At 73.1% G+C, this 26,396-nt stretch carries 26 protein-coding genes, 2 pseudogenes and 1 riboswitch; of the genes and pseudogenes, 10 read left to right on the plus strand and 18 right to left on the minus strand.

Features of this window, described 5'->3' with window-relative positions; translation table 11 throughout:
• Positions 1-9 precede the first annotated feature (9 nt).
• Positions 10-194: riboswitch (cobalamin riboswitch) on the minus strand.
• 129 nt (positions 195-323) lie between these two features.
• The 7 genes from BJ965_RS35730 to BJ965_RS35760 all read right to left on the minus strand — a co-directional run bounded on the left by BJ965_RS35730 (position 324) and on the right by BJ965_RS35760 (position 9,196).
• Positions 324-1,778 carry a serine/threonine-protein kinase gene (locus BJ965_RS35730; RefSeq protein ID WP_184917894.1) on the minus strand — a complete coding sequence of 485 codons (1,455 nt, stop codon included), beginning with the start codon at positions 1,776-1,778 and terminating at the stop codon, positions 324-326.
• A 240-nt stretch (positions 1,779-2,018) separates the two neighbouring features.
• On the minus strand, positions 2,019-3,311 hold the full coding sequence (locus tag BJ965_RS35735) for an MDR family MFS transporter (protein ID WP_184915131.1): 1,293 nt from the start codon (positions 3,309-3,311) through the stop codon (positions 2,019-2,021).
• Positions 3,308-5,164: an ABC transporter permease subunit gene (locus BJ965_RS35740; RefSeq protein ID WP_313667553.1), complete on the minus strand. Its 1,857-nt coding sequence runs from the start codon at positions 5,162-5,164 to the stop codon at positions 3,308-3,310. Before BJ965_RS35740 ends, BJ965_RS35735 begins: the two co-directional genes overlap by 4 nt.
• A 41-nt stretch (positions 5,165-5,205) precedes the next feature.
• Positions 5,206-6,705, minus strand: a complete 1,500-nt coding sequence (locus BJ965_RS35745) for an ABC transporter substrate-binding protein (RefSeq protein WP_184915134.1) — start codon at positions 6,703-6,705, stop codon at positions 5,206-5,208.
• A gap of 23 nt (positions 6,706-6,728) precedes the next feature.
• Entirely contained in the window at positions 6,729-7,265 is a 537-nt protein-coding gene (locus BJ965_RS35750; RefSeq protein ID WP_184915137.1) for a GNAT family N-acetyltransferase, read from the minus strand.
• Positions 7,266-7,400: 135 nt separating this feature from the next.
• Positions 7,401-8,198 (minus strand): VOC family protein, encoded by a 798-nt coding sequence (locus BJ965_RS35755; protein WP_184915142.1) that lies wholly within the window; start codon positions 8,196-8,198, stop codon positions 7,401-7,403.
• Between the two features lie 110 nt (positions 8,199-8,308).
• Positions 8,309-9,196: an SDR family NAD(P)-dependent oxidoreductase gene (locus tag BJ965_RS35760; protein ID WP_246546177.1), complete on the minus strand. Its 888-nt coding sequence runs from the start codon at positions 9,194-9,196 to the stop codon at positions 8,309-8,311.
• A gap of 125 nt (positions 9,197-9,321) precedes the next feature.
• Here BJ965_RS35760 and BJ965_RS35765 point away from each other — a divergent pair, with 125 nt between their 5' ends.
• Together BJ965_RS35765 and BJ965_RS35770 are read left to right on the plus strand one after the other, a co-directional pair.
• Complete coding sequence (locus BJ965_RS35765; protein ID WP_184915145.1) at positions 9,322-9,810, plus strand: DUF4396 domain-containing protein; 489 nt, start codon at positions 9,322-9,324, stop codon at positions 9,808-9,810.
• Positions 9,811-9,872: 62 nt separating this feature from the next.
• Entirely contained in the window at positions 9,873-10,235 is a 363-nt protein-coding gene (locus BJ965_RS35770) for a hypothetical protein (RefSeq protein ID WP_184915147.1), read from the plus strand.
• 158 nt (positions 10,236-10,393) lie between these two features.
• Here BJ965_RS35770 and BJ965_RS35775 read toward each other — a convergent pair whose 3' ends face one another.
• A complete protein-coding gene (locus BJ965_RS35775) occupies positions 10,394-11,533 on the minus strand; it encodes a winged helix DNA-binding domain-containing protein (RefSeq protein ID WP_184915150.1) in 1,140 nt (379 codons plus the stop codon).
• A 143-nt stretch (positions 11,534-11,676) separates the two neighbouring features.
• Between BJ965_RS35775 and BJ965_RS35780 the strand changes: the two genes are divergently transcribed.
• Complete coding sequence (locus BJ965_RS35780; RefSeq protein ID WP_184915153.1) at positions 11,677-12,330, plus strand: hypothetical protein; 654 nt, start codon at positions 11,677-11,679, stop codon at positions 12,328-12,330.
• A gap of 220 nt (positions 12,331-12,550) precedes the next feature.
• On the plus strand, positions 12,551-13,162 hold the full coding sequence (locus BJ965_RS35785; RefSeq protein ID WP_184915157.1) for a sigma-70 family RNA polymerase sigma factor: 612 nt from the start codon (positions 12,551-12,553) through the stop codon (positions 13,160-13,162).
• Between the two features lie 46 nt (positions 13,163-13,208).
• Here BJ965_RS35785 and BJ965_RS39685 read toward each other — a convergent pair.
• The 4 genes and pseudogenes from BJ965_RS39685 to BJ965_RS35805 form a co-directional block, all read right to left on the minus strand.
• Positions 13,209-13,337: pseudogene (locus tag BJ965_RS39685) on the minus strand (LacI family transcriptional regulator); the annotation flags it as partial.
• Between the two features lie 96 nt (positions 13,338-13,433).
• Positions 13,434-14,315 (minus strand): metal ABC transporter permease, encoded by an 882-nt coding sequence (locus BJ965_RS35795; protein WP_184915162.1) that lies wholly within the window; start codon positions 14,313-14,315, stop codon positions 13,434-13,436.
• Complete coding sequence (locus tag BJ965_RS35800) at positions 14,312-15,160, minus strand: metal ABC transporter ATP-binding protein (protein WP_184915165.1); 849 nt, start codon at positions 15,158-15,160, stop codon at positions 14,312-14,314. The genes BJ965_RS35795 and BJ965_RS35800 overlap by 4 nt, the downstream gene beginning before the upstream one ends.
• Positions 15,157-16,077, minus strand: coding sequence for a metal ABC transporter solute-binding protein, Zn/Mn family (locus tag BJ965_RS35805; protein ID WP_184915183.1), 921 nt, complete (start codon positions 16,075-16,077; stop codon positions 15,157-15,159). Before BJ965_RS35805 ends, BJ965_RS35800 begins: the two co-directional genes overlap by 4 nt.
• Positions 16,078-16,260: 183 nt before the next feature.
• On the opposite strand from BJ965_RS35805, the gene BJ965_RS35810 reads away from it, so the two are divergent.
• The 3 genes from BJ965_RS35810 to BJ965_RS35820 all read left to right on the plus strand — a co-directional run bounded on the left by BJ965_RS35810 (position 16,261) and on the right by BJ965_RS35820 (position 18,417).
• The gene (locus BJ965_RS35810; protein ID WP_184915186.1) at positions 16,261-16,941 is read left to right on the plus strand and encodes a helix-turn-helix transcriptional regulator; all 681 of its coding nucleotides are present in this window, start codon (positions 16,261-16,263) and stop codon (positions 16,939-16,941) included.
• Entirely contained in the window at positions 16,938-17,915 is a 978-nt protein-coding gene (locus BJ965_RS35815; protein WP_184915189.1) for a pyridoxal-phosphate dependent enzyme, read from the plus strand. Before BJ965_RS35810 ends, BJ965_RS35815 begins: the two co-directional genes overlap by 4 nt.
• A 142-nt stretch (positions 17,916-18,057) precedes the next feature.
• The gene (locus BJ965_RS35820) at positions 18,058-18,417 is read left to right on the plus strand and encodes a cupin domain-containing protein (protein ID WP_030845277.1); all 360 of its coding nucleotides are present in this window, start codon (positions 18,058-18,060) and stop codon (positions 18,415-18,417) included.
• 23 nt (positions 18,418-18,440) lie between these two features.
• On the opposite strand, the gene BJ965_RS35825 is transcribed toward BJ965_RS35820, so the two are convergent.
• Entirely contained in the window at positions 18,441-19,418 is a 978-nt protein-coding gene (locus tag BJ965_RS35825) for an NAD(P)-dependent alcohol dehydrogenase (protein WP_184915192.1), read from the minus strand.
• Positions 19,419-19,618: 200 nt separating this feature from the next.
• On the opposite strand from BJ965_RS35825, the gene BJ965_RS35830 reads away from it, so the two are divergent.
• On the plus strand, positions 19,619-20,323 hold the full coding sequence (locus tag BJ965_RS35830; RefSeq protein WP_184915195.1) for an SDR family oxidoreductase: 705 nt from the start codon (positions 19,619-19,621) through the stop codon (positions 20,321-20,323).
• Here BJ965_RS35830 and BJ965_RS35835 read toward each other — a convergent pair whose 3' ends face one another.
• Both BJ965_RS35835 and BJ965_RS35840 read right to left on the minus strand, forming a co-directional pair.
• On the minus strand, positions 20,324-21,682 hold the full coding sequence (locus BJ965_RS35835; RefSeq protein WP_184915198.1) for a vWA domain-containing protein: 1,359 nt from the start codon (positions 21,680-21,682) through the stop codon (positions 20,324-20,326). It abuts the gene before it with no gap.
• Positions 21,679-22,536 carry an AAA family ATPase gene (locus tag BJ965_RS35840; RefSeq protein ID WP_184915201.1) on the minus strand — a complete coding sequence of 286 codons (858 nt, stop codon included), beginning with the start codon at positions 22,534-22,536 and terminating at the stop codon, positions 21,679-21,681. The genes BJ965_RS35835 and BJ965_RS35840 overlap by 4 nt, the downstream gene beginning before the upstream one ends.
• Positions 22,537-22,684: 148 nt before the next feature.
• On the opposite strand from BJ965_RS35840, the gene BJ965_RS35845 reads away from it, so the two are divergent.
• Together BJ965_RS35845 and BJ965_RS35850 are read left to right on the plus strand one after the other, a co-directional pair.
• On the plus strand, positions 22,685-23,254 hold the full coding sequence (locus BJ965_RS35845) for a TetR/AcrR family transcriptional regulator (RefSeq protein ID WP_184915204.1): 570 nt from the start codon (positions 22,685-22,687) through the stop codon (positions 23,252-23,254).
• Positions 23,255-23,383: 129 nt separating this feature from the next.
• A pseudogene (locus tag BJ965_RS35850) lies at positions 23,384-23,494 on the plus strand (SDR family oxidoreductase); the annotation flags it as partial.
• Between the two features lie 9 nt (positions 23,495-23,503).
• Here the strand turns inward: BJ965_RS35850 and BJ965_RS35855 are convergent.
• Genes BJ965_RS35855 through BJ965_RS35865 form a run of 3 tightly spaced genes read right to left on the minus strand, consistent with a single transcriptional unit; the run spans position 23,504 to position 26,366 of the window.
• Positions 23,504-24,139 carry a LutC/YkgG family protein gene (locus BJ965_RS35855; protein WP_184915207.1) on the minus strand — a complete coding sequence of 212 codons (636 nt, stop codon included), beginning with the start codon at positions 24,137-24,139 and terminating at the stop codon, positions 23,504-23,506.
• Positions 24,136-25,614, minus strand: coding sequence for a LutB/LldF family L-lactate oxidation iron-sulfur protein (locus BJ965_RS35860; protein WP_184915210.1), 1,479 nt, complete (start codon positions 25,612-25,614; stop codon positions 24,136-24,138). The genes BJ965_RS35855 and BJ965_RS35860 overlap by 4 nt, the downstream gene beginning before the upstream one ends.
• Complete coding sequence (locus tag BJ965_RS35865; protein WP_031105191.1) at positions 25,611-26,366, minus strand: (Fe-S)-binding protein; 756 nt, start codon at positions 26,364-26,366, stop codon at positions 25,611-25,613. Before BJ965_RS35865 ends, BJ965_RS35860 begins: the two co-directional genes overlap by 4 nt.
• Positions 26,367-26,396 lie beyond the last annotated feature (30 nt).

Genomic DNA, 26,396 nt, shown 5'->3' on the forward strand with positions numbered 1-26,396 from the left:
CACCTCGTGGATGGTTGACGCGCCTTGGCCGGTCTCCTGGCTGACGGGTACCACCGCCCGGACTCCGCCTTCCCGGGTCACAAGGACCCAGTGGCTGCCCGTGAGGGCTGGAGCCGGACTTCCCGATTCACAGTGGCGAGGGCCGCACCGGCATCACACCGGATTTCCCGTTCACCAAGGCCTGGTGACAATAAGGCCGGGGTAAGGGCGATGACAAGCCACCCAGGGGGCGCGCGAGGGGGCGCCCACTCGCACACCGGCGCATCCCCCGGCTGATCCACACGCCACGGTCAGGGGCGCCACCGTGCGACGTCCGGGCCGTGTCAGCCGTCGCCCTCGTCGTCCCCGCCGCCGTCGCCTTCCCCGTCATCCCCGGCCTGGCCCGGCTTCTCCGGCGTCGGCTGCTCCGGCCCGCCCGCGCCCGCCTCTTGCGTCGGAGCCGGGGATCCGGGTGCGGGCGCGTCGGGTGTCGGGGAAGCGGCCGGCACGGACGGAGTGACATCGGCCACGGTGCCGGTGGCCGGCGTGCCGGCCACCCCCGGACCGGCCGCCGGACCGGCCCCGGGACCGGCCTCGGAACCGGCGGACGAAGACGACGCGCTGTCGGTGGACGGCGTGGCGGCGGGGCTGCTCGCGGTCGGGGACGCGTCGGGCTCGGTGCCCTCCGCGGTCGTGTCGGGTGAGAACCAGCGCATGCCGATGAGCATCGCGGCGAGGAAGAGCGCCGCGGCGGCGGCCGTCGCGGCCAGTCGCGACCGGTTGCCCGGGCCGCCGCGCCCGCGGGAGCGGCCCGAACGCCCCGCCTGGGCCGCCCGGGCCGCGCTGCGGTGTCCCGTGGTGGCGGGCAGGGCGTACGTGGTCGGGGTGCCGGCCTCGGCCGCCGCGTACGGCCCCGGCCCGGCGGGCATCGCCGTGGACGTCGTCCTGGGCCGCGGCGGCGAGGCCTGCGGCAGCGGCTCGGGCAGGCCACGCCAGGCGCCCCCGGCGAACCACTCGGCGGCCTGCTGGGCGGTGGGCCGGTCCTCGGGCTGCTTGGCGAGCAGACCGAGGAGGTAGTTCTCGAACGCCGGTGGCAGTCCGGTGACTCCGAGCTCTCGGGGCGGCACGGGGGCGGAGTCGAGATGCTGGTGGAGGAGGGCCACGGCGGTGTCGGCCTGGAACGGTGGACGTCCGCTGAGGAGCTGGTAGAGCACGCAGCCCAGGGAGTACATGTCGGAGGCGGGACCCGCCTGCTTGCCCAGGGCGCGCTCGGGAGCGAGGTAGAGGCCGGTGCCGACGATCTGCCCGGTGGCGGTGAGCGCGGCGCCCGGGTCGTCGAGGAACCGCGCGATGCCGAAGTCGCCGATCTTCAGGGTGCCGCCCGTGTCCAGCAGCAGGTTGGCGGGTTTGACGTCCCGGTGCACGATGCCCTGCCCGTGCGCGGCGGCGAGTCCGGCGGACGCCTGTGCGGCCAGATCGGCCACCTGCTCGGCGGGGAGGGCGCCGGAACCGGCCAGCACTCCGGCGAGGCTGTCGCCCTCGACCAGCTCCATCACCAGGTACAGCCGGTTGTCGTACTCGCCGAAATCCAGGACGCCGACCACGTTGGGGTGGTTGAGACGCCCGGCGGTCTGAGCCTCCAGACGGAACCGGGAGGTCGCCGTGGCATCGGTGTCCTGGGGGAGCAGCAGCTTGAGGGCCACCGCTCTGGCGAGCGTCTCGTCGTACGCGCGCCAGACCTCTCCCATTCCACCGCGCCCGATCTCAACATCCAGCCGGTAGCGGCCCGCTAGCAGCACTCGTCCTCGTCTCACGTGTGGGAAAGTCGTTGCCGCAGGCCGAACTCCCCGCTTACGCACGGGGATTGGTGGGGGGTGCCGCAGCCGACCCAGGATACTGGCGCGGCGCGGCCACCGAACTCCGCAGCGGTGTCCGCGAAGGGTGCGCTCCGGTGATTCCCGGAGCGAACCGGAACGAAGGGGTCGCCCGCCGGGGTGACACCCCGGCAGGCCCGGTTGCCTCGGAGCGCGAGCGGGGTCTCAGCCCCCGGTGCCCGCCTCCTTCGCACGGCGCGGCAGCAGGGGCACCGCCAGGGCCGGTACGGCCGCGAGGACCAGCCACGGCACGGCGGCCGGCAGCCCCAGGTCGAGCAGCGAGCCGGTGGCCGCGCTGCCGGCCAGGACGATCAGACCGGAGACGGACGACAACGCGCCCATGTAGAGCCCGAGCCGGCCCTCTTCGGCGAGGTCGGGCACCCAGGCGCGGGCTGCGGGCACCACCAGCATCTGCCCCACGGTGAGCAAGATCACGAAGCCCGCGGCCGGCAGCAGCCCGGCGGTGCCGGTCCAGCCTGCCGGGCGGGCCGCGGCCACCACCGCGAAGCCGGACGCGATCAGCAACAGTCCCGCGGTCATCGAACGGCGCAGATCGAGCCGGTCGCCGGCCCAGCGGGTCACCGGCAGCTGGGTGAACACCACCAGCACCGAGGACAGGGCGAAGAGCCAGGACAGCGGCGCCTGGGAGCCCGCCGCGCGCTGCACCTCGTCCGGCAGGGCCAGATACAGCTGGTTGTAGGCGAGCAGATAGGTGCCGTAGGCACAGCACAGGGCGAGGAAGCGGCGGTTGCGCAGCAGGGCGCGGGCCCCACCCCGCTTCCGGACGCGGACCCGGCCGGGGATGTGCTGCGGCATCAGCCACAGGTGCCCGGCCAGGACGAGGACGAAGACCGCGGCACCCGCGAGGCACGCGGTGCGGAAGTCCACGGCGAGCAGCAGCGCGCCGAGCAGCGGCCCGGCGAACGCCCCGATCTGGCCCGCCACGCTGAACAGGGCGAGGACCCGGGTGCGCGGCCCGTGGCCGCCCTCCTCCCAGACCACCGCCTGGCGGGCCACCTCGGACTCCACGGCCGGGGAGAACAGTGCGGCGGCGAACCCGATCACCAGCACCGCCCCGATCACGGCCCCCGGCGCCCGCGCGTACCCGAGCCAGACGAACCCGGCGATCCGCAGCACGCAGCCCGCCAGCACGACCGGTCGCACCCCGAACCGGTCGACGAGCCAGCCGCCGACCACGAACAGCCCCTGCTGGCTGAAGGTGCGCAGCCCGAGCACGAACCCGACCAGCCAGCCCGCCATGCCGATCGCGCTGCCGAGATGTGCGGCGAGGAACGGCAGGACGGCGTAGAAGCCGATGTTGAAGGCGAGCTGGGTGAGGATCAGCAGCCGCAGCAGCGGCGACAGTTCCCGGCACAGGCGCCAGGTGCTGTCACGGGTCCCGGCGTCGGACCTGCGGGCGGCCTCGCGGGCCGGTGCGAGGGGGGCGGGGTCGGTCATCGTTCTTCTGTCTGTGAGGCGGACACGGGCGTCAGGAGGGCGTCGGGGTGGTCCGGTCGCCGGAGCGGGGCCGGCACGACCCGGTCCGCGGGTGGTCCGGCCGGGCCGGCGGGCCGGGTGCGCCGCCGGGGAAGCCGTACGCCGCCCGCGGCCGTCACCGCGAGGGCCCCGAGCAGGGCGAGTACGGCGGCGGGGAAGAGGACGGCCCACGGGGCGCGCTCGGCGTACGGCTGGTTCTCGGCCAGCAGCAGGCCCCAGTCGGGGGACGGCGGCTGGGCGCCCAGCCCGAGGAAGCCCAGTGCGGCGAGGCTGAGCGCGATGCCCGGCAGGCGGAGCAGGGCGTGCCGGGCGACCGGGGGCGCGACGGCGGGCAGCAGTTCGTGCCGGAGCAGGTACCAGCGGCCGGCGCCCAGCGCCCGGGTGGCCGTCAGGTGCGTGGTAGCGCGCTCCTGCCGCAGCAGGGAGGAGGTGTGCGCGGCCAGCGGGGACCAGGCCACGACGGCCACGGCGAACGCGGGCGTCCAGGTCCCGCTGCCCAAGACGCCGGTGACGAGCAGCCCGGCCAGTACCGGCGGTACGGCGCTGAGGGTGTCGACCAGCGGCCCGGACACCCTCGGCAGCAGCCCCAGCAGCAGCCCGGCGGCGAGGGCGGCGGCACTCACCGCGAGGGCGGTGCCGAGGGTGGTCAGCGCGCCGTGGGAGATGCGGGCGAGCACGTCCCGGCCGAGCGCGTCCGTGCCGAAGGGATGCTCGAGTGAGGGGGCGCGCAGCCGGTCGAGGGTGTCCAGGGCGAGCGGTTCGCGGGGCAGCCCGAAGCCGATGACGGCGGCCAGCAGCCCTCCATAGAGCAGGGGGAGGGTGCGGGGTGCGGGCGGCCGGGGCCGGTGCAGGGACTGCAGGGCGCCGTCGCGCAGCGCCGGACCGATCAGCAAGCGGGCGGCGAGCCGGGCGAGGAGCCCCGCGGTGGCCGCGAGCAGGACGAGGGCGAGTGTGCCGGTCTGCAGGACGGGCAGGTCCTGGGCGAGTGCGGCGTGCAGGGTGAGCCGGCCCAGGCCCGGGATGTCGAAGATCTGCTCGACGGCGACCGACCCGCCGGTCAGGCCCACCACGAACAGCGCCAGGTTCGGCAGCAGTCCGGGCACGCAGCGGCGCACCGCCTGCCGCGCCACGCACCTCGACGGCACACCGCGTGCCGCGGCCGCCATCGCCCAGGGTTCTCCGAACGCGCCGGGCAGCAGGTCGTCGAGCATCCGCCCGAGGACCGCCCCGGCGGGCAGGCCGAGGGCGAGCGAGGGCAGCACCATCCACTGCGGCCCGTACCAGCCCAGGGCGGGCAGCCAGCCCAGCTGCACGCCGATCACCGAGGCCAGCACCGCGGCGACGAGGAACTCGGGCAGCGCGGCCAGCACCGCCGTCGCCGACCCGCCGGGGCGACGCGCCCCGAGCCGGCCCCGCGCGCCCAGCCGGAGCGTACGGGCGCAGACGGCGGCCACCACGCCCGCGGCGACCACCAGAGCGCCGGCCATCAGCAGCAGCGACGCGCCGAGGGCCTGTACGACGCCGGGCAGCACCTGGCTGCCGGACACCCAGGACGTGCCCGCGTCGCCGTGCAGCAGCCCACCCAGCCAGCGGCCGAGCAGGGCCGACGGGCCGTCGTCCAGGCCGAGGTCGTCGCGGATGGCACGCAGGGTCTCCGGATCGGGGTCGCGGTCCGCCGACCGCGCCCTGAGCACGGTCAGCGCGGGGTCGGTACGGGACAGCCACGGCAGCAGACCGATACCGCACACCAGGGCGGCCACGAGCACGGTCCGCCACAGCAGCGCCGGGGCGCCACCGCCCGCGAGTGAGCGCACTCGGGCGGCGGCACCGTTCGTCCAGGGTGTGTTCGAGGTGTTCAGCGCCGGGTCCCCGTCCCTATGAGGGTGCGCTCGTACGGATCGGGCAGCGCGCCCCGGACGGACGTCGCGATGCCCGCGACGAGCTTCTGATGCACCAGCGGGATCACCGAGTCGGTGCCGAGGACGGCCGCCTCCGCCTTCATGGCGGCGTCCTGCCGCTCGGCGGTGCCGGACTCGGCCTGGGCGGCGGCGACCAGCTTGTCCACGTTCCTGTCGCACAGGAACGACAGGTTGTTGGAGCCGTCGCAGGTGTAGTCGCTCGCGAGGACGGTGACCGGGTCGCCGGTGTCCAGCATCATGTTGCGGGAGAAGACCGAGGCGTCGAACTTGCCGCCCAGCAGGTCGCCTTCCAGGCGCGCGTACGTGCGGACCTCCAGCTTCACCTCGAACCCCGCCTTCCGCAGCTGCTGTTGGAGCACCTGGGCGGTCTCCGGAAGCTCGGGCCGGTCGCTGTAGGTGGCGAGGGTGATGCGCTCGCCGTCGGGGCCGGTCGCCCGTGCCCGCCCGGCCGGTTCGACGCGCTTGCCGGCGGCCCAGGTCAGGGCCGGGCCGAACAGGCCCTGCGCGGGCACGGCGTACCCCTCGTACGCGCCCTTGGCGATGACCGAGGTGTCGATCGCCTCGCGTGCGGCCGCCCGCAGCCCCGCGTCGGTGAACGCGCCGGACTTGGTGTTGAGGTACAGGCTGCTGTTGCGGGCGGTGTCGACCTCGTGGATCTCGTCCTTGTCCAGGGAGGCGACCTGGGCGACGGGCAGGGACTCGGCGATGTCGGCCTCGCCGGTGCGCAGGGCGTTGGCGCGGGCGGTGCCGTCGGAGACGAACCGGGCGGTGACGCCGGACGCCTGGGCCCGGCCGCCCCAGTAGTCGTCGAAACGGTTCAGCGTGGCGGCGGTGTCGCCGTCGATCCTGGTGAGTGCGAAGGGGCCGGTGGCGGTGCCGACGACGTTCACCGTGCCCTTCTCGTCGTACGCCTTCGGCGCGAACACCGCGAGGGAGGGGTTCGACAGCCGCAACGGCAGAACGGGGTCGGCCTCGGCGGTGCTGACCCGGACCCGCTTGTCGTCCTCCGCCGCGGCGGTCAGCTTCACACCGGAGAGCGCGGACGGCGCCGGGTCGGCCTTCCCGGCGGCCGTGAGGGCGACGGCGACGGCCTGTGCGGTGACGGTCCCGCCGTCCTGGAAGCTCGCGTCCCGCAGGGTGAACACCCAGCTCCGGCCACCGTTCTCACTGCTCCACGACTCGGCCAGCGCGGGGACCGCCGTGCCGTTCGCGTCCAGCTTGGTCAGCCCTTCGGTGACGCCGAGCCGGGACAGGAGCATCGCGTCCTGGCCGTACGGCGAGTAGTTCTCGGTGGGGGCGAAGGGCAGGGCGACACGCAGCCGGGCGCCGTCGCCGGAGCCCGAGTCGGCCGACGCGTCGTCGCCGGAGGACGCGAAACAACCGGAGAGCAGGGGCAGCACGAACAGCCCGGCTATGAGCCGGCGGGGAGTTCTCATAGTGTATATGAATACCATTTTCGTTAAGCGAGCGGTATCTCGAAGTGCACGACGCCGCCGCCCCCGCCGGGCACCTCGTCCCGCTCGTCGCAGACCACCTTGCCCAGCGCCCGCCACAGGTCCATCGCGCCGGGGGACCGCGGATAGGTGTGCAGATACACGGACCGGTATCCGCCGTCGGCCAGGGCGAACTCCAGCAGGCCGTCCACCAGTTGCCGGGCCAGCCCGCGCCGCCGGTGCTCCGGGCGCACGTAGACCCGCCGGAGCTGAGCCGTCTCGCCCGAGGGGAACCGCTCGGCCAGCCAGTGCGGGTTCGGCGGGTGCTCAGGTCCGCGCGCGTCGAGTGCCGCCGTGGCCGCGACCGTTCCGTCCTGCTCGTCCACGGCCACCAGCAGCGTGTGCCGGGGCGGCGCGACGTAGAACGGCACCGGGTCGATGATGTCGGCGTGCCACCGCGGCACGTACCCCGTGCCGAAGTCGCGGTACACGGCGTCGAGCATCACCGCCCGGGCCCCGTCGATGTCGGCCGCGCCGGCTTCCCTGATGCTGTACTTACGCATTTGCGAATCATATGCAAGAGGGGTTCGGGGTGTCGGCCGGGGGCCGCGGGCTCCCCGAGCCGGCCGAGGCGGCGCCGCGGGGAGGTGGTCGGTGCGGAACCGGGCCCGGTTCCGCACCGGCCGAGGCGGCCCGGCTCAGCTCTCGGACGGGGCGAGCACCACGAAGTCCGCGTTCGCCGGGTCGAGGCAGACGGCGAGCCGGCCGACGCCCTCCACGTCCTCCGGGCCCATCTGCACGCTGCCGCCGCTCGCGTCGACCTGGGCCACCGCGGCGTCACAGTCGTCGACGGCGAAGACCGGGTGCCAGTACGGCCGCCCGCCCGTCAGTGTCAGCTCCTCCTTGCGGAGCTGCATGAGCCCGCCGTGCATCCGGTCCTCGGGGAGCCCCGAGGGGGTGATCAGGGTGTAGGTGCCCGCGCCGCCCGGCAGCGGCATGTCGCTGAACTGCCAGCCGAAGAGAGTGCCGTAGAACTCCCGAGCGCCCGCGGCGTCGCTCGTGTACAGCTCGGTCCACGACAGCGAACCCGGCTGGTCCACCAGCTCCAGGCCCTTGTTCGTGCCCGGCTGCCATACGGCGAACTGACCGCCCAGCGGGTCGCTGTACTGCGCCATCCGGCCCCAGTCGTCGAGGTCCATCGGCGGGACCCGTACGGTGCCGCCCGCCTGTTGCACGTCCTGCGTCGTGGCGTCCGCGTCGGTAACGCTGTAGTAGAGCATCCAGGCCGGGCGCGCGCCCTCCTCGGTGAGCTTGCCGAGCCCGGCGACGATCTTGCCGTCCTTCTTGAACATCCCGCCCTCGAAGTCCTCGCTCTCACCCATGGACTCGTAGTCCCATCCGAGGACGGCGCCGTAGAAGGTGGCGGCGGCCCGGACGTCCGGAGCGCCCAGGTCGAGCCAGCAGGGGGAGCCGGGGACGTACTCCGTCGTGATCATGGCGATGCTTCCCTTCCACGGGGCCGGTGTGCCCAGCGTGACACCGAGCACGGCCCGTCGCCCGTCGGCCGCTCGCCGTTCGGGGGACCCCGGCCCACGCGGGGGCGGCGTCAGTGGACGGACAGCCCGCCGTCGACGAAGACCGACTGCCCGGTCACGTAGGCGGACGCCGCGCTCGCCAGGAAGACCGCCGCACCCGCGAAGTCCTCGGCGAGACCGTTCCGCCCGACCATCGTGCGGGCGGCCAGGGCGGCCACCCTCTCCGGGTCCGACGACAGTTGCGCGTTGAGCGGTGTCATGACGAAGCCCGGCACGAGGAGGTTGCAGGTGACCCCGCGCGGCGACCAGGCCTCGGCCTGGGAGCGCGCCAGTGCCTCCAGCCCGCCCTTGGAGGCGCCGTAGGCACCGCTCTGGACGAACGCGCGATGCGCCTGCTGTGAGCTGATGTGGATGATCCGCCCGTACCCGCGCTCCGCCATGCCGGGCCCGAAGCGCTGCCCCAGCAGGAACGGCGCCTCCAGGTTGACCGCCATCGTGGCGTCCCAGACGTCCTCGCCGAGCTCGTCCATCGGCGGACGCAGGTTGATCCCGGCGCTGTTGACGAGGATGTCGGGCTCCCCGAACACCCCGGCCGCCCGCTCGGCGGCCGTCCGCACCCCCTCGCGGGTGCTCAGATCCGCGCTGACCCATGCGGCGCGGCACCCCTGGGCCGTGAGCTCCTCGACCGTCGCGACCAGCCCGGCCTCGCCCCGCGCCACGACCACCACGCTCGCCCCCGCCCGGGCGAGTGCGCCGGTGATGGCGCGGCCGATCCCGGAACTGCCCCCGGTGACCACCGCGACCCGGCCCTCCAGGGAGAACAGCTCGGAGAGGAAGTCCTGCGCGGCCCGGGACGGCGGAGTCGCTCCGGGCGGCCGGGTCTCCCGGGTCTCTTGGGCCTGCTGGGTCTGCTGGGTCTGCTGGTCCGGCTGGGGCGAAGGCGTCGGGTGGGTCGTCATGGCGACCCACTCTAGGTCGAAGATCCGGCCGGTCGTCGAGCGGTGCACAGCACCGTGCGGGAAGGTCCGGCGAGTCCCGGCAGATCTCTCACATAGATACCCCTGGGGGGTATATAGTCGACGTCATGGACCACACCGCTCATGAACCTGAGAAGCATCACGGGTTGCGCCGGCACGGGACCGCGTCCTGGGGCACCGCCGTGAAGGCGACGCTGCACTGCCTGACCGGGTGCGCGATCGGCGAGATCCTCGGCATGGTGATCGGCACGGCGGCGGGATGGGGCAACGTGCCCACCATGGTGGTGGCGATCGCGCTCGCGTTCCTCTTCGGCTACTCGTTCACCCTGTACGCGGTCCTGCGCGCCGGCCTCGACCTCAAGGCCGCGATCCGGGTCGCCCTCGCCGCGGACACGGTCTCGATCGCGGTGATGGAACTCGTGGACAACCTCATCATCGCGCTCACCCCGGGCGCGATGGACGCCGAACTGTCGGAGGGTCTCTTCTGGTACGCGCTCCTGGGCGGATTCGCGGTCGCCTTCCTGATCACGACCCCGGTCAACAAGTGGATGATCGGCCGCGGCAAGGGCCACGCCGTGGTCCATGCCCACCACTGACGCGATGTCACTTCTGGTGCGGCGCCGGGGAACCCGGCGGGACCGGGAGCCGTTGCCCCCGTATGACGGATACCGTGTGGGCGGGGCAATGGCTCCCCTTGCTGATCGTCGCGGGCGCCCTGGCTGTGGTCATGGGCCTCTTCGCCTGGCTCTCGTCCGTGGTCCGGCGCCGCGGACTCGCCGGCTCGGGCTTCCGCGCGGCCATGGCCTCGTACGAAGAGGCCTTCAGGGTGACCGCCCACGACTCCCACTACGAGATCCAGGCCCAGGCGCAGGCCCAGAGCCCCGCCGCGGCACCCGGCGACCCCTGGCGCCCCGCCCGGGACACCTCGGACGGCGTCAGGGGAACACGGCGCCCCCGCCCCCGGAGCGGACTACGCCGCCGCTTCGGGGCGTGGCAGCGGAGAGCCGTTCGGGGCCGGTGACGGGGCGACACGCTGAGAGTGGCTGGTGACGCAGCGGCACGCGGAGAGTGGCCGGTGACGCCGCGGCATGCGGAGAGTCGCTCGGGGCCCGTCACGCCGCGGGTATGCGGCCCGCCTTTCGTCGAACGCCCCCATACAGCCGCCGTGCCGCAGCCGCTTCAGCTCTTGAGCAGGCGCACCTGACCCTCGGGGAGTTTCGGCCACCAGTGGTGGTAGCGCCGGTAGACCTCGGTGTCGCGGCCGGCCAGCAGGGTCGTCAACGACGCGGCCTCCGCGGCGAGTCCGTCCCACACGGCGGCCGGCAGGTCGTGGAAGGCCATGGCCTCGATGCCGCCGTCGAGCGCGCGCCACACGCCGGCGACCCGGCCGTCGACCAGAAGCGTGGGCAGTACGTCACCGTTCACCCGGATCACCAGACGGCGATAGGCCGGGGGGATCACGCGGCTGCGGTCGGCATGGGCCAGCAGGACGCTGTCCCACATGGCCATCAGCCGGGGCGGGGCGGGAGTGTCCGCCGGTGGGCGCGAGGCGCCGGGCACGTCGTACAGGAGGGTCCCGTCGGGTCCCCGCAGTTGCTCCACCGCATCGTCGAGGGCGACCAGTGCTCGGCGTACCGGCGCCCGCGGCACCATGGCGAACTGCGCGACGTCCGCCACCGAGGCGGGCCCGAAGCCCGCCAGATAGCGCAGGACGAGGTGGTTCAGCGCCTCCGCCACCGTCTCCCGCCCTTCGGGCACGGGACCGGTCCGCGCCGCGACGAACGATGACCGGGCGCCGAACGACCACGGCCCGCCGGTCGGGACATGGAGCAGCGGCGCGTACGCCTTGAGCCCCCACCACGCCCCGGCCTTCTTCTCCTCACCGACTCGCTCCGCCAGCCAGTCCTGCACCTCGGCGGCCGTCCGCGGCCGGTCCGCGAAGTCCAGCAACTCGGGGACCAGCGCCTGGCCGTCGGCCGGCGTGAGCCCCGCCGCGGCGAAGCGGTACCCGAGCCGTGAGGCGTACAGCGTCTGCTGCATCGCCTCCCGGAACACCTGATAATCGTCGGCGTGGACCGCGTGCAACGTGATCCGCATCAGGGTCGCCTTGACCACCGCGCGCCCCGCGAAGGCGGCGTCCAGCCCGGCCGGCGCGAACCCGGCCAGCCGGTTCCACAGCGCCACGTACGGTGAGGCGGGGTGCTGCGCCTGCAGTGCCACCACACGCCGCACCGCCTCCCCGCTCTCCATCGCCTCCCGCCCCAGCAGCAACTGGCGCCCGAGGGTGGCTCGATTGAGCTCCTGCGCGGTGATGTCCACGCCGGGGATTCTGCCGTGGCCCGGCCGGAGTCGCCGACTCCAAGGCAGTGCTCTGGATCACATGGCTTGGATTGAGTGTCCGGCGGGGGAGTTGTCCGTACCCATGGGTGTCGGGGCGGGGCCGGATGCGAGGATGAGGCGCCATGACAGTCGGGTGGTGTGCTCGCACGATACGGGCCGCGGTGTTCGCGGCCGTCTGTGTCGTGCTCGCCGCCCTGGGGCACGTCATGATGTCCGGCGACCACGTGCCCCTGTCGACGCTGCTGGCGGGCTGGGCCGTGACGGTCGTGGCGGGCTGGTGCCTGGCGGGCCGCGAACGCGGACCCGGCCTGGTCGTCGCCGTCGCCGTAGCGGTCCAGACGGCTCTGCACTCGGCGTTCTCGCTCGGACCGCCGACGCCCGGGGCACCTGGGACGGACTCCATGGACATGCCGTCCATGAGCCACGGCATGGGATCCATGAGCCACGGCATGAGCTCGGGCGCCATGGAGTCCATGTCCCCGCACACGGTGCACCTCCCCGGCGGCGACTCCTCCCTCGGCATGCTCGCCGCCCACCTCCTGGCGGCGCTGCTGTGCGGCCTGTGGCTGGGCCACGGCGAGCGGGCGGTCTTCCGGCTGCTGCGCGCCGTGGGCAGCCGGCTCGCCGCACCGCTGCGGCTCCTGTTCGCCCTGCCCGCACCGCCGCCCCCGCCCGTACGCCCACGGCGACGGTCGTCGAACCGCACGCCGCGCCTCCTCCTTCTCGTCCACGCGATCACCACCCGGGGACCACCCGTGGGGGCCGCTGCCGCCTGACGGCAGCCGGTGACACCCCGGGGCAGCCCCTGTGCGCCCCGGCCGCGGCCGTACGTCCGGTCCGACGCGTCATCCGCAGGCGGTCACGCCTCCCGACGCGCCGTACGGGCACGCCCGCCTCCCCCCCCCTCACCGGACCGCGCAGGTACACGCGCACGTCCGACCTCACGGCCTGCCTGCCCGTGTGCCCGTGGTCCCGGAATCCCGAGAAGGACATCAGGTGATCACTCCTGCCCTGCCCCTTGCGCACGAGAGATCGGCGTCGGCCGACGAGTCGATAACCGCCTGGGCGCTGGCCGCCCGCGGCGGCGACTCCGCGGCCGTCGACCGCTTCGTGCGCGCCCTGCACCGTGACGTCATCCGGTACGTGGCCCATCTGTGCGCCGACCCGCAGGCGGTGGACGATCTGGCGCAGGACACGTTCCTGCGGGCGCTCGGCAGCCTCCACCGGTTCGAGGGCCGTTCCTCCGCGCGGACCTGGCTGCTGGCGATCGCCCGGCGCGCGGTGGCCGACAGCATCCGCTACTCCGCCGCCCGCCCCCGCCCGGCCGACCTCCCGGACTGGGAGCCGGCGGCCGAACTCGCCCAGCCGCGCGGCCTGCCCGGCTTCGACGACGGCGTAGCGCTGCTGGAGCTGCTGGCCGGACTGCCGGACGAACGCCGAGAGGCATTCGTCCTCACGCAGCTGCTCGGCCTGCCCTACGCGGAGGCGGCGGCGCTGAGCAACTGCCCCGTCGGCACGGTCCGTTCCCGCGTGGCCCGCGCCCGGGCGACGCTCCTCGCCCTGCTCGCCGCGGCGGAGGATCCGGGCCCGGCCCTCGTCGCGGCCTGACACATCCAGGCCGACGGTGCCCGCCGCTACCGCCGGCGGGCACCGCTCACTTCAGGCGCCGCACCGACTGCCGGATCACCAACCGGGTGCTCAGCACCACGTGGTCGGCACCCGGAGTCCGCTCCTCCCGTTCGAGCGCCAGCCGTACGGCGGAACGGCCCAGTTCCTGGACCGGCCGTTGCCGGACCTCGACCCGCACGAGATCACCCAGGTGCAGGTGGATCTCACGGTCTTCGACGGGCGGGTCGTCTTCGAGCGGTGAGGGCTGCGCTCAGGCCGCTCGCACCATCGTGCGCCGGGCCCCCCACCGCCGGTTCCGGTACCGCCCGGCGGCCCGGCACACCGCGTAGACCGTGAAGGAGATCGTCGTGACGTAGGGGCTGATGGGGATGCTGCCGCCCAGGGCGAGCAGGATGCCGCCCTCGATGGAGACCACCGCGAACAGCACGCTCAGCAGGGGCAGCAGCACCGGCGAGGCGGTGACGCGGGCGGCCGCCGCGGCCGGGGTGACGACCAGGGAGAGCACCAGCAGCGCGCCGACGATCTGCACCGACAGGGCGACCGCGAGCCCGAGCACCAGCATGAACGCGAAGGAGAGCGTGCGCACCGGCACCCCGCGGGCCTGAGCCACGTCCGGATCCGCGCTGGCGAAGGCGAGCGGGCGCCACATCACCGCCAGGGCGGCCAGCACCAGGACGGACGTGCCGAGCAGCCATGACATCTGCGGGGTGTCCACGGCCACGATCTGCCCGGTGAGCAGCCCGAACTTGCTGGCCGCCCGGCCCTTGTAGAGGGCGAGGAAGAGCACGCCGAGTCCCAGGCCGAACGGCATGATGATGCCGATCACCGAGTTGCGGTCCCGGGCGCGTGTTCCGAGGACGCCTATGGCACCGGCCGCGAGGAGGGAACCGGCGATGGAGCCCGCCACGACGTTCGTGTCCAGCAGCAGCGCCGCCGAGGCACCGGCGAAGGACAGTTCGCTGATGCCGTGCACCGCGAACGGCAGGTCCCGCATCAGGACGAACACCCCGGCCAGCCCGCCCACCAGGCCGAGCGCGACGCCGGCGACGAGGGAGTTGCGGACCAGGGCGAGGAGTTGGCCGTAGTCGGTGAAGTCGAAGATCTGGTGCCAGATCCCGTCGGCGAGTGTCATGTGCGCACTCCGTCCGTCTCGTGGGCCTGCTCGGGGTGGTGCGGCGGGCCGGCCGTCTCGTCGGGAGCTCCCGCGACGACCACCCGGCCCCGGACGCGTACCACGTCGACCCGGGTGCCGTAGAGGCGGGAGAGCGACTCGGAGGTCAGCACCTCGTCGGCGGTGCCGACCCGGTGGCCGCCGCGGGCCAGGTACAGCACCCGGTCGGCCAGGCCCAGCACCGGGTTGATCTCGTGCGTCACGAACACCACCGCCGTGCCGTGGGAGCGGCGCCGGGCGTCGATCAGCCCGGTGACGGCCCGCTGGTGGTTCAGGTCCAGCGACAGCAACGGCTCGTCGCACAGCAGCAGGCGGGGGTCGGTCGCCAGGGCCTGCCCGATGCGCACGCGTTGCCGCTCGCCGCCGGAGAGCATCCCGAGCGGGACGTCGGCGTAGGCCGAGGCGCCGACCGACTCCAGGATCCCGTCCACCCGGCGGCGGACCCCGCCGGTGCGCAGCCGCGGCCCGAAGCGGTGGCCGTCGATGCCGAACCGGACGAGGTCGCGGGCGCGCAGCATGGCCTGCGCGGACAGCGCCGCCTGCTGCGGGACGTAGCCGATGTGCCGGGCGGCCTCACGCGCGGGCCGGCCGAGGACCGTCAGCGTGCCGGCGGACAGCGGCTGACGGCCCAGCAGGGCCCGGACGAAGCTGGTCTTGCCCGCGCCGTTCGGGCCCAGCACGGCGAGGAACTCGCCGGGCCGTACGTCGAGATCGAGACCGCTCCACACCTCGCGGTCGCCGTAGGACAGGGCGGCCGCGCGCAGGGCGACGACGGGCGTGCCGTCCTGCCGGGGTATCGGGGTCACTTGGCCAGCGCGCTCGCGAGCGCGTCGAGGTTGGCGGTCATCCAGCCGAAGTAGTCCTTGCCCGTGGGCAGGGTCTCCGTCACGGGCACGACGGGGATGCCGGCCGCCTTGGCCGCCGCCTCGGCCTTCTCGGTCTGGGGGCCGGAGGTCTGCTCGTTGTAGACGAGGGCCTTCACCTTCTTGGCGCTGAACAGCGCGAGGCTCTCCTGGAGGACGCGCGGCGAGACGTCGTCGCCCTCCTCGATCGCCTCGCTGAATGCCGCGGGCGTTCTGTTCACCAGGCCGCTCGCCTCGATCATGTACAGCGGCACCGGTTCGGTGATGGCGACGCCGTCGCCGCCGTGTGCCTTCTTGATCCGCGCCTCTTCGGCCTCCAGCGGCGCGAGCTTCGCCTTGAAGGCGGCGGCGTTCTTCCCGAAGGCGGCGGCATCACCCGGGTCGGCCTCGGCGAGGGCGGTGGCGATCCGGTCGGCGACCTTGGCGACGGTGGGGAAGTCGTACCAGACGTGCTCGTTGAGTTCCCCGCCCTTGGGCGCGGTCCGGCCGGACACGCCGACCGCGTTGATCACCTGGGCGGAGTCGTCGTGTCCGCTCTTGAGCATGTGGTCGACGAAGTCGTCGTAGCCGCCGCCGTTCTCGATGACGACCTTCGCCTTGGACAGGGCCAGCTGGTTCTGGGGGTCGGCCTCGTAGGAGTGCGGGTCCTGGTCGGGGTCGCTGATGACCGACGTGACCTCGACCCGGTCGCCGCCGATGCGCCGGGCGATGTCGCCGTAGACGTTCGTGGAGGCGACCACGGCCACCCGGGCCGGTGCGCTCTTGGCGTCGGCCGAGCCCGACGAGCTGCCGCAGCCCGCGAGCAGGGCCAGTGACGCACTGGTCAGCAGCGCGAGGCGGCGGGACGTGGACAGGGACATGACTCCTCCAGGGCGGACGTGCACAGGGGTGATCGGCAGGCATCACGCTAAGTGGGAATGAATGTCAAAAGCGGTTCTGGGTCGAAGTCATGTGAAAACCATTGCCAACTGTTGATGATGCTTGGACTGTCTATCCAAGTCCTGGACTTGTGGTCTAAAGTGGTGGAGGTGAGAGGAGGAGGGATGGCCGACGAGAGGGATGCCGAGCGGGATGCGATCCTCGCCGCGCTGACGCCGGTCGTGGACGGAATCGCCGCGACCTTCGGACCGGTGTGCGACGTCGTGCTGCACGACTACCGGAACCCAGGGAAATCGGTGGTCGCCGTGGCCGGATCGGTGACCGGGCGCGAGGTCGGCGGCGCGATGAGCGAGATCGGCATGCGCGTCCTCGCCCGCGGCGACGAGGCGGAGGACGACCTGAACTACGTCACCCGCACCCGCAGCGGGACACTGGTGAAGTCCTCCACGATGGTGCTGCGGGACTCCACGGGAGCCGTGTTCGGCGCCCTCTGCGTCAACGTGGACGTCAGTGCCGTCACCCAGGTCCACGGCCTGCTCGGCGCGCTCGCCGGACTCGACGCCGCCCCGGCGGAGCTGCCGACCACCACCTTCGGCAACGACATCGACTCCGTCGTCGACGCCCTCGTCGACGTCCACCAGTCGAAGCAGCGGGGCAGCTGGGCGGAGCTCGACCGCGCGGAGCGCCTGGAGCTGTTCGGCGGGCTGGACAGCCGCGGTGTCTTCGCGGTGCGCGGCGCCGTCGAGCAGGTCGCCGCCCGGCTCGGAATCTCCCGCGCCTCCGCCTACAACTACCTGTCCCGGGCCCGGGCCGCCCACGACACTTCCACCGGAGGACCCGCGTGACGACCACCACCCCACCGGTCACCCTCGACGACGTCCGCGACGCCGCCGCCCGTCTCAAGGGGGTCGCCCACCGCACACCCGTGCTGCGCTCGCGCACCCTCGACGCCCTGGTCGGTGCCGAAGTCCACCTCAAGTGCGAGAACTTCCAGCGCGTGGGCGCCTTCAAGTTCCGTGGCGCCTACAACGCCGCCTCCCGTCTCACCTCCGAGCAGTTGTCCCGGGGCATCGCCGCCTACTCCTCCGGCAACCACGCCCAGGCCGTCGCCCTGGCGGCCCGTGAGCTGGGCACCACCGCGGTCATCGTCATGCCGGAGGACACCCCGCCGTCGAAGCGTGCGGCCACCGTCGGCTACGGCGCCGAGATCGTCACGTACGACCGCTACACCGGCGACCGCGTCGCCATCGCCGAGGCCCTCGCCGCCGAACGCGGCCTCGCCCTCATCCCGCCCTACGAGCACCCGCACGTCATGGCCGGACAGGGCACGGCCGCTCTCGAACTCCTCGAAGAGGCCGGAGAGCTGGATGCGCTGCTGGCGCCGGTCGGCGGCGGCGGGCTGATGGCCGGCAGCGCCACGGCGGCCAAGGGCCTGCACCCGGGCATCCGCACGGTCGGCGTCGAGCCGGAGACCGGGGACGACACGAAGCGCTCGCTGGAGGCCGGCCGGCGCATCAGCATCCCGGTCCCGCACACCATCGCCGACGGCCAGGCCCTGCACACACCCGGCGAGCTGACCTTCTCGGTCAACCGACGGCTCCTCGACGACGTCGTCCTGGTCACCGACGACGAGATCCGGGACGCGATGCGATTCGCCTTCGAACGCCTGAAGATCGTCGTCGAGCCGAGCGGCGCCACCCCCCTGGCGGCGCTGCTCACCGGCCGGGCGGGCACCCTGCCGCGCCGGGTCGGCGTCATCGTCTCCGGCGGGAACATCGACACCGGGCGCTTCGCCGAGCTCTGCGGCAGCGGCGGCTGAGCGGGGGCTCCCCGAATGGCGGCCCCGGGTGGCAGGGCGGACAATTGAGAGGTAGCGGGCCGGCCGCCGACGGCGGTGTCCAGGGCCGCCGGGGCGAGCCGGCCCCCGGCTGCGGAGTATCGCGGCCGGAAGGGAGCCCGTCATGCTGGAAGTGAAGACGCTCGACAAGCCCGACGAGCGGCGTGATTTCCCCCGCGGCCACCTCGAAGCCATCCACATGACGGAGCTCGACTTCGCCGTGGCCACCTTCGAGCCCGGCTGGCGCTGGACGGAATCCGTGGCCCCGATCGCGGGCACCGCGACCTGCCAGATGCATCACTACTGCTACATGGCCCAGGGCCGCATGCACATCCGCATGGACGACGGCGGGGAGACCGAGGTCGGCCCCGGCGACGTCTTCGTCTGCTCGCCCGGTCACGACGCCTGGGTTGTGGGTGACGAACAGGTCGTGGTCTACGACTTCGAGGGACAGACGGCGAAGGAGTACGCGAAGCAGGAGTAGCATCCACCGGCCGCGCGGGCGCCTCATACGGTGATCACCACCTTCGCCCGCGCGTGTTCCACCTCCAGGTACCGGATCGCCTCGGCCGCCGCGTCGAGCGGATACGTCCGCTCGACGACCGGGGTGATCTTCCCGGACTCGGCCAGCTCCCGCAGCGTCCCGAGGTTCGCCCTGCTCTGCCGCGCCGACACCTCCAACAACCGCTGGCCGCCCGCGAAGGGCGCCCGGAGCCGCCGTTTGAGGAAGAGCCCCATCGGCCCCACGACGCTGCCGCCCTCGTACACCCCGCCGCCGGACAGAACGAGCGTCCCGGAGGGGGTCAGCACGCGCCGGAACTCCCCGAGCGAGCGGTTGCCCACCAGGTCCAGGACCACGTCGTACCGCCTGCCGCACCGGGCGAAGTCCTCCCGCGTGTAGTCGACGACCCGGTCCGCGCCCAGCGAGCGGACCAGATCCACGTTCCTCGTGCTGCACACGCCCGTCACCTCGGCGCCGAAGGTCTTGCCGAGCTGCACGGCGAAGGTGCCCACGCCCCCCGACGCCCCGTTCACCAGGACCGTCTGCCCCGGCCGCACGCCGGCCACCTCGCGCAGGGCCATGAGGGCGGTGTTCCCCGCCAGCGGCACCGCGGCGGCCTGCTCGAAGGTGAGGTTGGCGGGCTTCGGGCCCACCTCGCCGTCCCGCGCGCACACGTACTCCGCGAACGCGCCGTCCGCCTCCCCATACACCTCGTCGCCGGGCTCCAGCCCCGTGACCCCGGGCCCCAGCGCCTCGACACGGCCCGCGAAGTCCCGGCCCCGCACCGGCATCCTGGGCCTGCGCAACCCCATCACACCGCGGCCGAGCAGCGGGTCGCCGCGCATGAAGTGCCAGTCGTAGGCGTTGACCGAGGCCGCGTGCACCCGCACCAGCACCTCACCGGCCGCCGGCACCGGCCTGTCGATCTCCCGGAACTCCAGCGTGTCCGCCGAGCCGTACCGGTCCTGCACCACTGCCTTCATGAGGCCCCCTCCGCTCCCGGCGAGCGTAGGGCGTCCCCCGGGCGCGGACCATCGGGGACGAACCCTGATCTTCTCCGGGGTCGCGCCCCTTCCCTCTCCCTCCGGGCAACCCTCCCCTTGCCCTCGGAAACCGATCGGTTTACGCTTCACGGCATGGGAAACCGATCGGTTTCCGAACTGAGGACGATGAGGGAGACCCCATGACCGCCATCGAAGGTTCCGTCGCTCTGGTCACCGGCGGCAGCCGTGGCATCGGCAGGGCGCTGGTCGAGGCCCTGTACGAGCGGGGCGCGCGGAAGGTGTACGCCACCGCCCGGGACCCGCGCACCGTCACGCACCCCGACGCCGTACCGCTGGCCCTGGAGGTGACCGACCCCGCATCCGTCGCCGCGGCGGCCGAACGGGCACAGGACGTCACCCTGTTGATCAACAACGCCGGTGCGTCGGTCAACGCCAACTTCCTCGACTCGCCCGTCGAGGACGTGCGCCGCGAGTTCGAGACCAACTTCTACGGGCCGCTCCTGGTGACCCGGGCCTTCGTCCCGGTCATCGAGCGCAACGGCGGCGGCCACATCCTCAACGTCCACTCCGTGCTGTCCTGGATCGGCCTCGCCGGCTCCTACAGCGCGTCCAAGGCCGCCTTCTGGTCGCAGACCAACTCGCTGCGCCTGGACCTGAAGCCGCGGGGGATCGACGTCACCGGTCTCCATGTCGGCTACGTGGACACGGACATGACCGTCGGGGTCGACGCCCCCAAGTCCTCGGCCGGATCCGTCGCGGCCCAGGCTCTCGACGGCATCGCGTCCGGCGCCTACGAGGTGCTGGCCGACGACGTCTCGCGGCAGGTCAAGGCCGGGCTCGCGGCCGACCCCGCGGCCCTGTACCCGCAGCTCACCGCCGCCTGATCACACCGGCAGCAGCCGCGCCACCAGTGCGCTCAACTGCCGGGCGTTGCGGCACTCGTGCATCGCGACCAGCTCGGCGTAGGCAGGCGCGACGGAGTCGCCCGTACCCCAGCGGGAGCGCTGCTCCGGGTTCAGCCAGTGGACACGGCGGGCGCGTTCGGCGATCTGCCGCACGGCGGGCAGATTCGGGTCGCTCCGGTTCGTGCGGGCGTCACCCAGCACGAACACGGTCGTGCGCGAACCGACCGCGTCCGCGTACCGCTCGGCGAACTCGCCCAGCGCCATGCCGTAGTCACTGCTGCCGTGGTAGCCCGTGACCGCCGCCTCCCCCTGGATACGGCTGCTCAGCCCCTCCGGGTCGGCCCGCCCGCGCTCCAGCAGCCCGGTCACCTCGTCGATCCGGTTGACGAAGGCGAACACACGCACCTTGCTGAACTGCTCGTGCAGCGCCTGCACCAGCAGCATCGTGAAGTCGGAGAAGCCGGAGACCGACCCCGACACATCGCACAGCAGCACCAGTTCGGGACGGGCGGGCCGTCGTCGGCGCAGCACCGGCCTCATCGGCACCCCGCCCGTCGACAGCGAACCGCGCAGGGTCCGCCGCAGATCGATCGTGCCCCGCGAGGCGCGACGGCGCCGCGCCGCCAGCCGGGTCGCGAGCTTGCGGGCCAGAGGCTGAACCGTCCTGCGCAGCTCGGCCAGCCGGTCCTGCCCGGCGAACAGGAAGTCGACCCGGTCGGCGGTCGGGGCCACCGCCCGCCGGGCGATCTCGTCCCGGCCGCGCCGCTCGGCGACCCGCCGCCGCGCCTCGGCCGCCACCAGAGCGCGGAAGACGTCGATGCGCCGCCGGACCTCGTCCTCCAGCAAGCGGTCCGCGAACCCCTGACTCCCGCCCTGCCCCCGGACGTTGTCGCGCACCCGGGCCAGCAGTGTCTGCGGCCGCAGCCGTTCCAGCGTCTGATACGACGACCAGCCGTCCGACTCCGGCGAGGAACCGTAGCCGCCGAAACCGTCGACCGCCTCGATCGCCAGCCGGCCCAGCATCGCCCGGTCGTCGGCGGTCAGGGCGTCGGCCAGCCGGTCCCGCAGGTCCTCCCGCCCGGCTGTCCGCTGCTCCGGCCCGCCGACGCCGCGCGGGAAATAGAGGTCGAAGACGGGGTCGAACACCTGCCGTTGTCCGGCCCCGTGCAGCAGGGTCGCCGCGAGACCCTCGCGCAGCAGCTCCCGGTCCGCGAGGCCGAGTTCCCCGACCGCCCGCGCCGCGTCGACGGTCTCGCCGGTGCCGATCCGCATGCCGTGCGCGCGCAGCGCCCCGACCAGGGACGTCAGCCGCTCGGCGACGCCCGGCGGCGTCGTCACAGGGCGTCCAGGTCGAGCTTGGCCGAGGCCTTGAGCACGTCGTCCTGGTGCTTGAGCAGCACTCCGAGCGTGGCCCGCACGACCGTCTCGTCGAGGGATTCGGCGCCGAGGGCGAGCAGGGTGTGTGCCCAGTCGACGGTCTCGGCGACCGACGGCACCTTGCGCAGGTCCATCGCCCGCAACGCGCCCACGACCCGCACGACCGAGCGGGCCAGCGCCTCGTCGAGGCCCGGCACCTTCAGCCGTACGATCCGGCGCTCCAGCTCCTCGTCCGGGAAACCGATGTGCAGGAAGAGGCAGCGCCGGCGCAGCGCCTCGGACAGTTCGCGGCTCGCGTTCGACGTGAGGACGACGAAGGGGCGCCGCGTCGCCGTGATCGTGCCCAGCTCGGGGACGGTCACCTGGAAGTCGCTGAGCACCTCCAGCAGCAGGCCCTCCACCTCGACGTCCGCCTTGTCGGTCTCGTCGATCAGCAGGACCTTCGGGTCGTCGCCCCGGATCGCGGTCAGCAGCGGCCGCGTGAGCAGGAACTCCTCGCTGAAGATGTCCGTACGGGCTTCGTCCCACGTCTCGTCCCGGCCCGCGCTGATGCGCAGGAGCTGCTTGGCGTGGTTCCACTCGTACAGGGCGCGGGACTCGTCGACGCCCTCGTAGCACTGCAGGCGGACGAGCCGCGCCCCGGCCACCGTGGCGACGGCCTTGGCGAGTTCCGTCTTGCCGACACCGGCCGGGCCCTCCACCAGGAGCGGCTTGCCGAGCCGGGCAGCGAGGAAGACGGTCGTGGCGACGGCGGGGGAGGCGAGGTAGCCGGTCTCGGCGAGACGAGCGGAGACGTCGTCGACGGATGTGAACAACGGGGCCTCCAGGACGGCGGCGTGGGACGGACGGTCAGAGCACTATCTAAGCGCTTGTTCACCCACGTTGTCACGGGGTTCTCCGGTCGGACGGACGCTCTAAACCGATCGGTTTCCCAGGAGCCCGGGGCGAGGTACTCTCGTCCGTATGGCCACGACCGACAAGGCGTCCACCAGGGACCGGCTCCTCGACGCGGCGGCCGAGTTGTTCTACCGCGACGGCGTCTCCCTCGGTGTCGAGGCGCTGTGCCGGAGCGCCGGAGTCTCGAAGCGGTCCATGTACCAGCTCTTCGCGAGCAAGGACGAGGTCCTCGCGGCCAGCCTGGCCCGGCGGCTCCCCGAGTACGAGGCGCGGTTCGCGCCCGGCCCGCAGGAGACCGGCAGCCCGCGCGCGAGGATCCTGCACGTCTTCGAACGGCTGGAGAAGGCCTCGGCCGAGCCGTCCTACCGGGGCTGCCCCTATCTCGCCGCACTGGTCGAGCTGAAGGATCCCGAGCACCCGGCGAGTGTCGTCGCCCGGGGGGCGAAGGAGTGGCTGCTGGACTTCTTCCGTACCCGGGCGGAGGAGGGCGGTGCGCGCGACCCGGAGCTGCTCGCCCGCCAGCTGATGCTGGTCTTCGACGGTGCCAGCGCCCGGGGCGGGGCTGGGATCGAGACGCTGGACGGGCTGACCACGGAGACCGTGACCGCGCTGCTGGACGCCTCCGGCGCGCGGTGAAGGGAGCGGCCGCCGAGGCGACTGCCCTGTTCGTCACTCACGCGGCCGACGCCACCACCCTCACCGCCGGCGCCGGGGCGATGCCGAAGAAGACGCCGGCGACCGTGAGCACCAGGCCCTCCACGCCCACCACGCGAGATCGCCCACATGGTCGTCTACCTCGCCTCCGACCAGGCCTCGGCCACCACGGGCGGCGCCCTGCGGGTCGACGGCGGCTACGTCGACTCGATCCTGCCCTGATCCCCTGGATCAGTCCTCGCCGACCAGGATCACCTCCAGCGTGCGCGGACCGTGCACCCCCTCGACCCGGTCCAGCTCGATGTCACTGGTCGCCGACGGCCCGGAGATCCACGTCAACGGGCGCGCCGGATCGAGGCGCTCGAGCCCCTGCGGCACGGACGACACGACCTGGCCCGGAACCCGTACGACACAGATGTGGTGGTCCGGGACGAGCGTGATCCGGCGGCGGCCCTGGTCGGGCGAGCCGTCCAGCACCAGGGTGCCGGTCTCGGCGATGGCGACCGCGCAACCGGTGACCACGCTGTCGACCCGGTCCAGCTCGTGCGCGGTACTCGCGGCTCGGTCGTGCACCTGCGTCACGTCGGACGCCTTGAGCCAGTACGGCGGCAGTCCGGGCGGGACCAGCACGGTCCGCGAGCCTCGCTCGGCCAGCAGCCGCATGATCAGATCCGCCAGCTCGCCGTCCGTGCAACGGTGCACGAGCGCCCGGTAGTCCGCCAGGTTCTCCGCGAGCAGGTCCACCGTCTGCGCGGCGCTCCGCCGCCCGTGCTCACGGAGGTAGTCCCGCGAGAGGGGTGTCTCGTCGGCCGGCACGTCCGCGAGCGCGCGCCGCACCCGCCCCAGAATCCGTTCCCTGCTGTTCACCTGTCCCCGTCCTTCCCACCACGCGTCCGCTGCCACCAGTCCCGGAACGGCTCCGCGGGCACCGGCGGCAGCTCCCGGGTCCCGCTCCAGGCCCGGCCGGGACCGGGCAGCGTCCGGGGATGGAAGCGACGCGTCCGGGAGGCGGCGCGCTGGCCCGTGCGCAGCGCGCCCGGGTGCAGGAACGCCCAGCGTGCCGCGCGCATCGCCGCCCGCTCGGCGGCATGCCCCTTGGCGGGCCGCAGCACCACCTTGTTGCCGGCCCGCGTGACCTCGCCGCCCTGAACGACCCGCTCCCGCAGGTGCACCAGCACCTCGGGGATGTCGATGGCGACCGGGCAGACCTCGTAGCACGCCCCGCACAGCGACGACGCGTACGGCAGCGAGGCGTCGATCTCGCTGCCCGTGCCCCGCAGTTGAGGGCTGAGGATGGCGCCGATCGGCCCCGGGTACACCGACCCGTAGGCGTGGCCGCCCGCCCGCTCGTAGACCGGGCACACGTTGAGGCACGCCGAGCAGCGGATGCAGCGCAGGGCCTGCCGGCCGACCTCGTCGGCGAGGGTGTCGGTGCGGCCGTTGTCCAGCAGCACCAGGTGGAAGTTCTGCGGACCGTCCTCGTCCGTGGTGCCGGTCCACGTCGAGGTGTAGGGGTTCATGCGCTCGGCCGTGGAGGAGCGGGGGAGGGTCTGCAGGAACACCTCCAGGTCCTGCCACGTCGGCACGATCTTCTCGATGCCGACGACCGAGATCAGCGTCTCGGGCAGGGTCAGGCACATCCGGCCGTTGCCCTCGGACTCGACCACCACGAGCGTGCCCGTCTCGGCGACCATGAAGTTGGCGCCGGAGATGCCGACCCTGGCCCGCAGGAACTTCTCCCGCAGGTGCAGGCGGGCCGTCTCGGCGAGTTCGGCCGGTGTGTCGGTCAGGCCCTCGGGAGCGGGGCGACCCCACTCGCTCATCTCGCGCGTGAAGATGTCCCGGATCTCGCCCCGGTTGCGGTGGATGGCGGGGACGAGGATGTGCGAGGGCCGGTCCTTGCCCAACTGCACGATCAGCTCGGCGAGATCGGTCTCGTAGGCCCGGATGCCCTCGGCCTCCAGCGCCTCGTTGAGCCCGATCTCCTGCGTGGCCATCGACTTGACCTTGACGGCCTCCGGCTCGCCGGTCATCTTCACGAGCCGCGTGACGATCTCGTTGGCCTCGTCCGCGTCGGCGGCCCAGTGCACGACGCCGCCCGCGGCCGTGACCGACTCCTCCAACTGCACGAGGTAGCGGTCGAGATGGCGCAGCGTGTGGTCCTTGATGCGCTTGCCCGCCTCGCGCAGCTCGGCCCAGTCGGACACCTCCGACACCGCCTTCGCCCGCTTGGCGCGGATGGTGTGCGTGGCGTGCCGCAGATTGCCGCGCAGGGTCGCGTTCCCCACGGCCTCGCGCGCGGCCTCCGGGAACGCCGGCATACCGAGATACGTCCCGCTCATACGGCCGGTTCCTCCTCCGTGCTCGCCAGGATCTCCGCGATGTGCACCGGCCGCATGCCGGTCCGCAGCCGGGCCATCGTCCCGCCGATGTGCATCAGACAGGAGTTGTCGGCCGCGCACAGCACCTCGGCACCCGTCGACTCGGCGTTGCGCACCTTGTCCGCGCCCATGGCCGCCGAGACGTCGGGGTTCTTCAGCGCGAAGGTGCCGCCGAACCCGCAGCACTCGTCGGCCCCCGGCAGTTCGGCGAGTTCCAGGCCCTTCACCGCCTGGAGCAGCCGCCGCGGCCGCTCGCCGAGTCCGAGTCCGCGCAGCCCGTGGCAGGTCGGGTGGTAGGTCACCTTGTGCGGGTAGTACGCCCCGACGTCCGTCACACCCAGCACGTCGACCAGGAACTCGGTCAGCTCGTACGTCTTGGGCACCACGGGGGCCAGGGTGGCCGCGAGGGTGTCCCCGCGTCCCTCGGCCCGGGCCCGCTCGCCCATCCGCGGATACAGCTCCCGCACCATCGCCCCGCACGACCCGGACGGCGTCACGATCGCCTCGTACGCGCCGAAGACATCGGAGAAATGCCGGGCGAGCGGCTCGGCCTCGTGGCGGTAGCCGGTGTTGTAGTGGGCCTGCCCGCAGCAGGTCTGCCCGCTCGGGAAGTCGACGTCGACACCCAGCCTGGTCAGCAGTTTCACCACGGCGCGCCCGGTGTCCGGATACAGCGTGTCGTTGACGCAGGTCAGGAACAGGGCGACACGCATCGCGGCTCCTTGTGGTCGATCATCGGATGA

The organism is Streptomyces luteogriseus (genome assembly GCF_014205055.1).
Lineage (GTDB): Bacteria > Actinomycetota > Actinomycetes > Streptomycetales > Streptomycetaceae > Streptomyces > Streptomyces luteogriseus.

What these genes read in the sequence shown, in the direction of transcription:
- BJ965_RS35770 (WP_184915147.1), top strand. Translation starts at nt 9,873, where the DNA reads ATGACGGATACCGTGTGGGCGGGGCAATGGCTCCCCTTGCTGATCGTC.
- BJ965_RS35865 (WP_031105191.1), bottom strand. Translation starts at nt 26,366, where the DNA reads ATGCGTGTCGCCCTGTTCCTGACCTGCGTCAACGACACGCTGTATCCG.
- BJ965_RS35745 (WP_184915134.1), bottom strand. Translation starts at nt 6,705, where the DNA reads ATGAGAACTCCCCGCCGGCTCATAGCCGGGCTGTTCGTGCTGCCCCTG.
- BJ965_RS35830 (WP_184915195.1), top strand. Translation starts at nt 19,619, where the DNA reads ATGACCGCCATCGAAGGTTCCGTCGCTCTGGTCACCGGCGGCAGCCGT.
- BJ965_RS35820 (WP_030845277.1), top strand. Translation starts at nt 18,058, where the DNA reads ATGCTGGAAGTGAAGACGCTCGACAAGCCCGACGAGCGGCGTGATTTC.
- BJ965_RS35795 (WP_184915162.1), bottom strand. Translation starts at nt 14,315, where the DNA reads ATGACACTCGCCGACGGGATCTGGCACCAGATCTTCGACTTCACCGAC.
- BJ965_RS35750 (WP_184915137.1), bottom strand. Translation starts at nt 7,265, where the DNA reads ATGCGTAAGTACAGCATCAGGGAAGCCGGCGCGGCCGACATCGACGGG.
- BJ965_RS35805 (WP_184915183.1), bottom strand. Translation starts at nt 16,077, where the DNA reads ATGTCCCTGTCCACGTCCCGCCGCCTCGCGCTGCTGACCAGTGCGTCA.
- BJ965_RS35765 (WP_184915145.1), top strand. Translation starts at nt 9,322, where the DNA reads ATGGACCACACCGCTCATGAACCTGAGAAGCATCACGGGTTGCGCCGG.
- BJ965_RS35755 (WP_184915142.1), bottom strand. Translation starts at nt 8,198, where the DNA reads ATGATCACGACGGAGTACGTCCCCGGCTCCCCCTGCTGGCTCGACCTG.
- BJ965_RS35810 (WP_184915186.1), top strand. Translation starts at nt 16,261, where the DNA reads ATGGCCGACGAGAGGGATGCCGAGCGGGATGCGATCCTCGCCGCGCTG.
- BJ965_RS35860 (WP_184915210.1), bottom strand. Translation starts at nt 25,614, where the DNA reads ATGAGCGGGACGTATCTCGGTATGCCGGCGTTCCCGGAGGCCGCGCGC.
- BJ965_RS35735 (WP_184915131.1), bottom strand. Translation starts at nt 3,311, where the DNA reads ATGACCGACCCCGCCCCCCTCGCACCGGCCCGCGAGGCCGCCCGCAGG.
- BJ965_RS35780 (WP_184915153.1), top strand. Translation starts at nt 11,677, where the DNA reads ATGACAGTCGGGTGGTGTGCTCGCACGATACGGGCCGCGGTGTTCGCG.
- BJ965_RS35845 (WP_184915204.1), top strand. Translation starts at nt 22,685, where the DNA reads ATGGCCACGACCGACAAGGCGTCCACCAGGGACCGGCTCCTCGACGCG.
- BJ965_RS35760 (WP_246546177.1), bottom strand. Translation starts at nt 9,196, where the DNA reads ATGACGACCCACCCGACGCCTTCGCCCCAGCCGGACCAGCAGACCCAG.
- BJ965_RS35825 (WP_184915192.1), bottom strand. Translation starts at nt 19,418, where the DNA reads ATGAAGGCAGTGGTGCAGGACCGGTACGGCTCGGCGGACACGCTGGAG.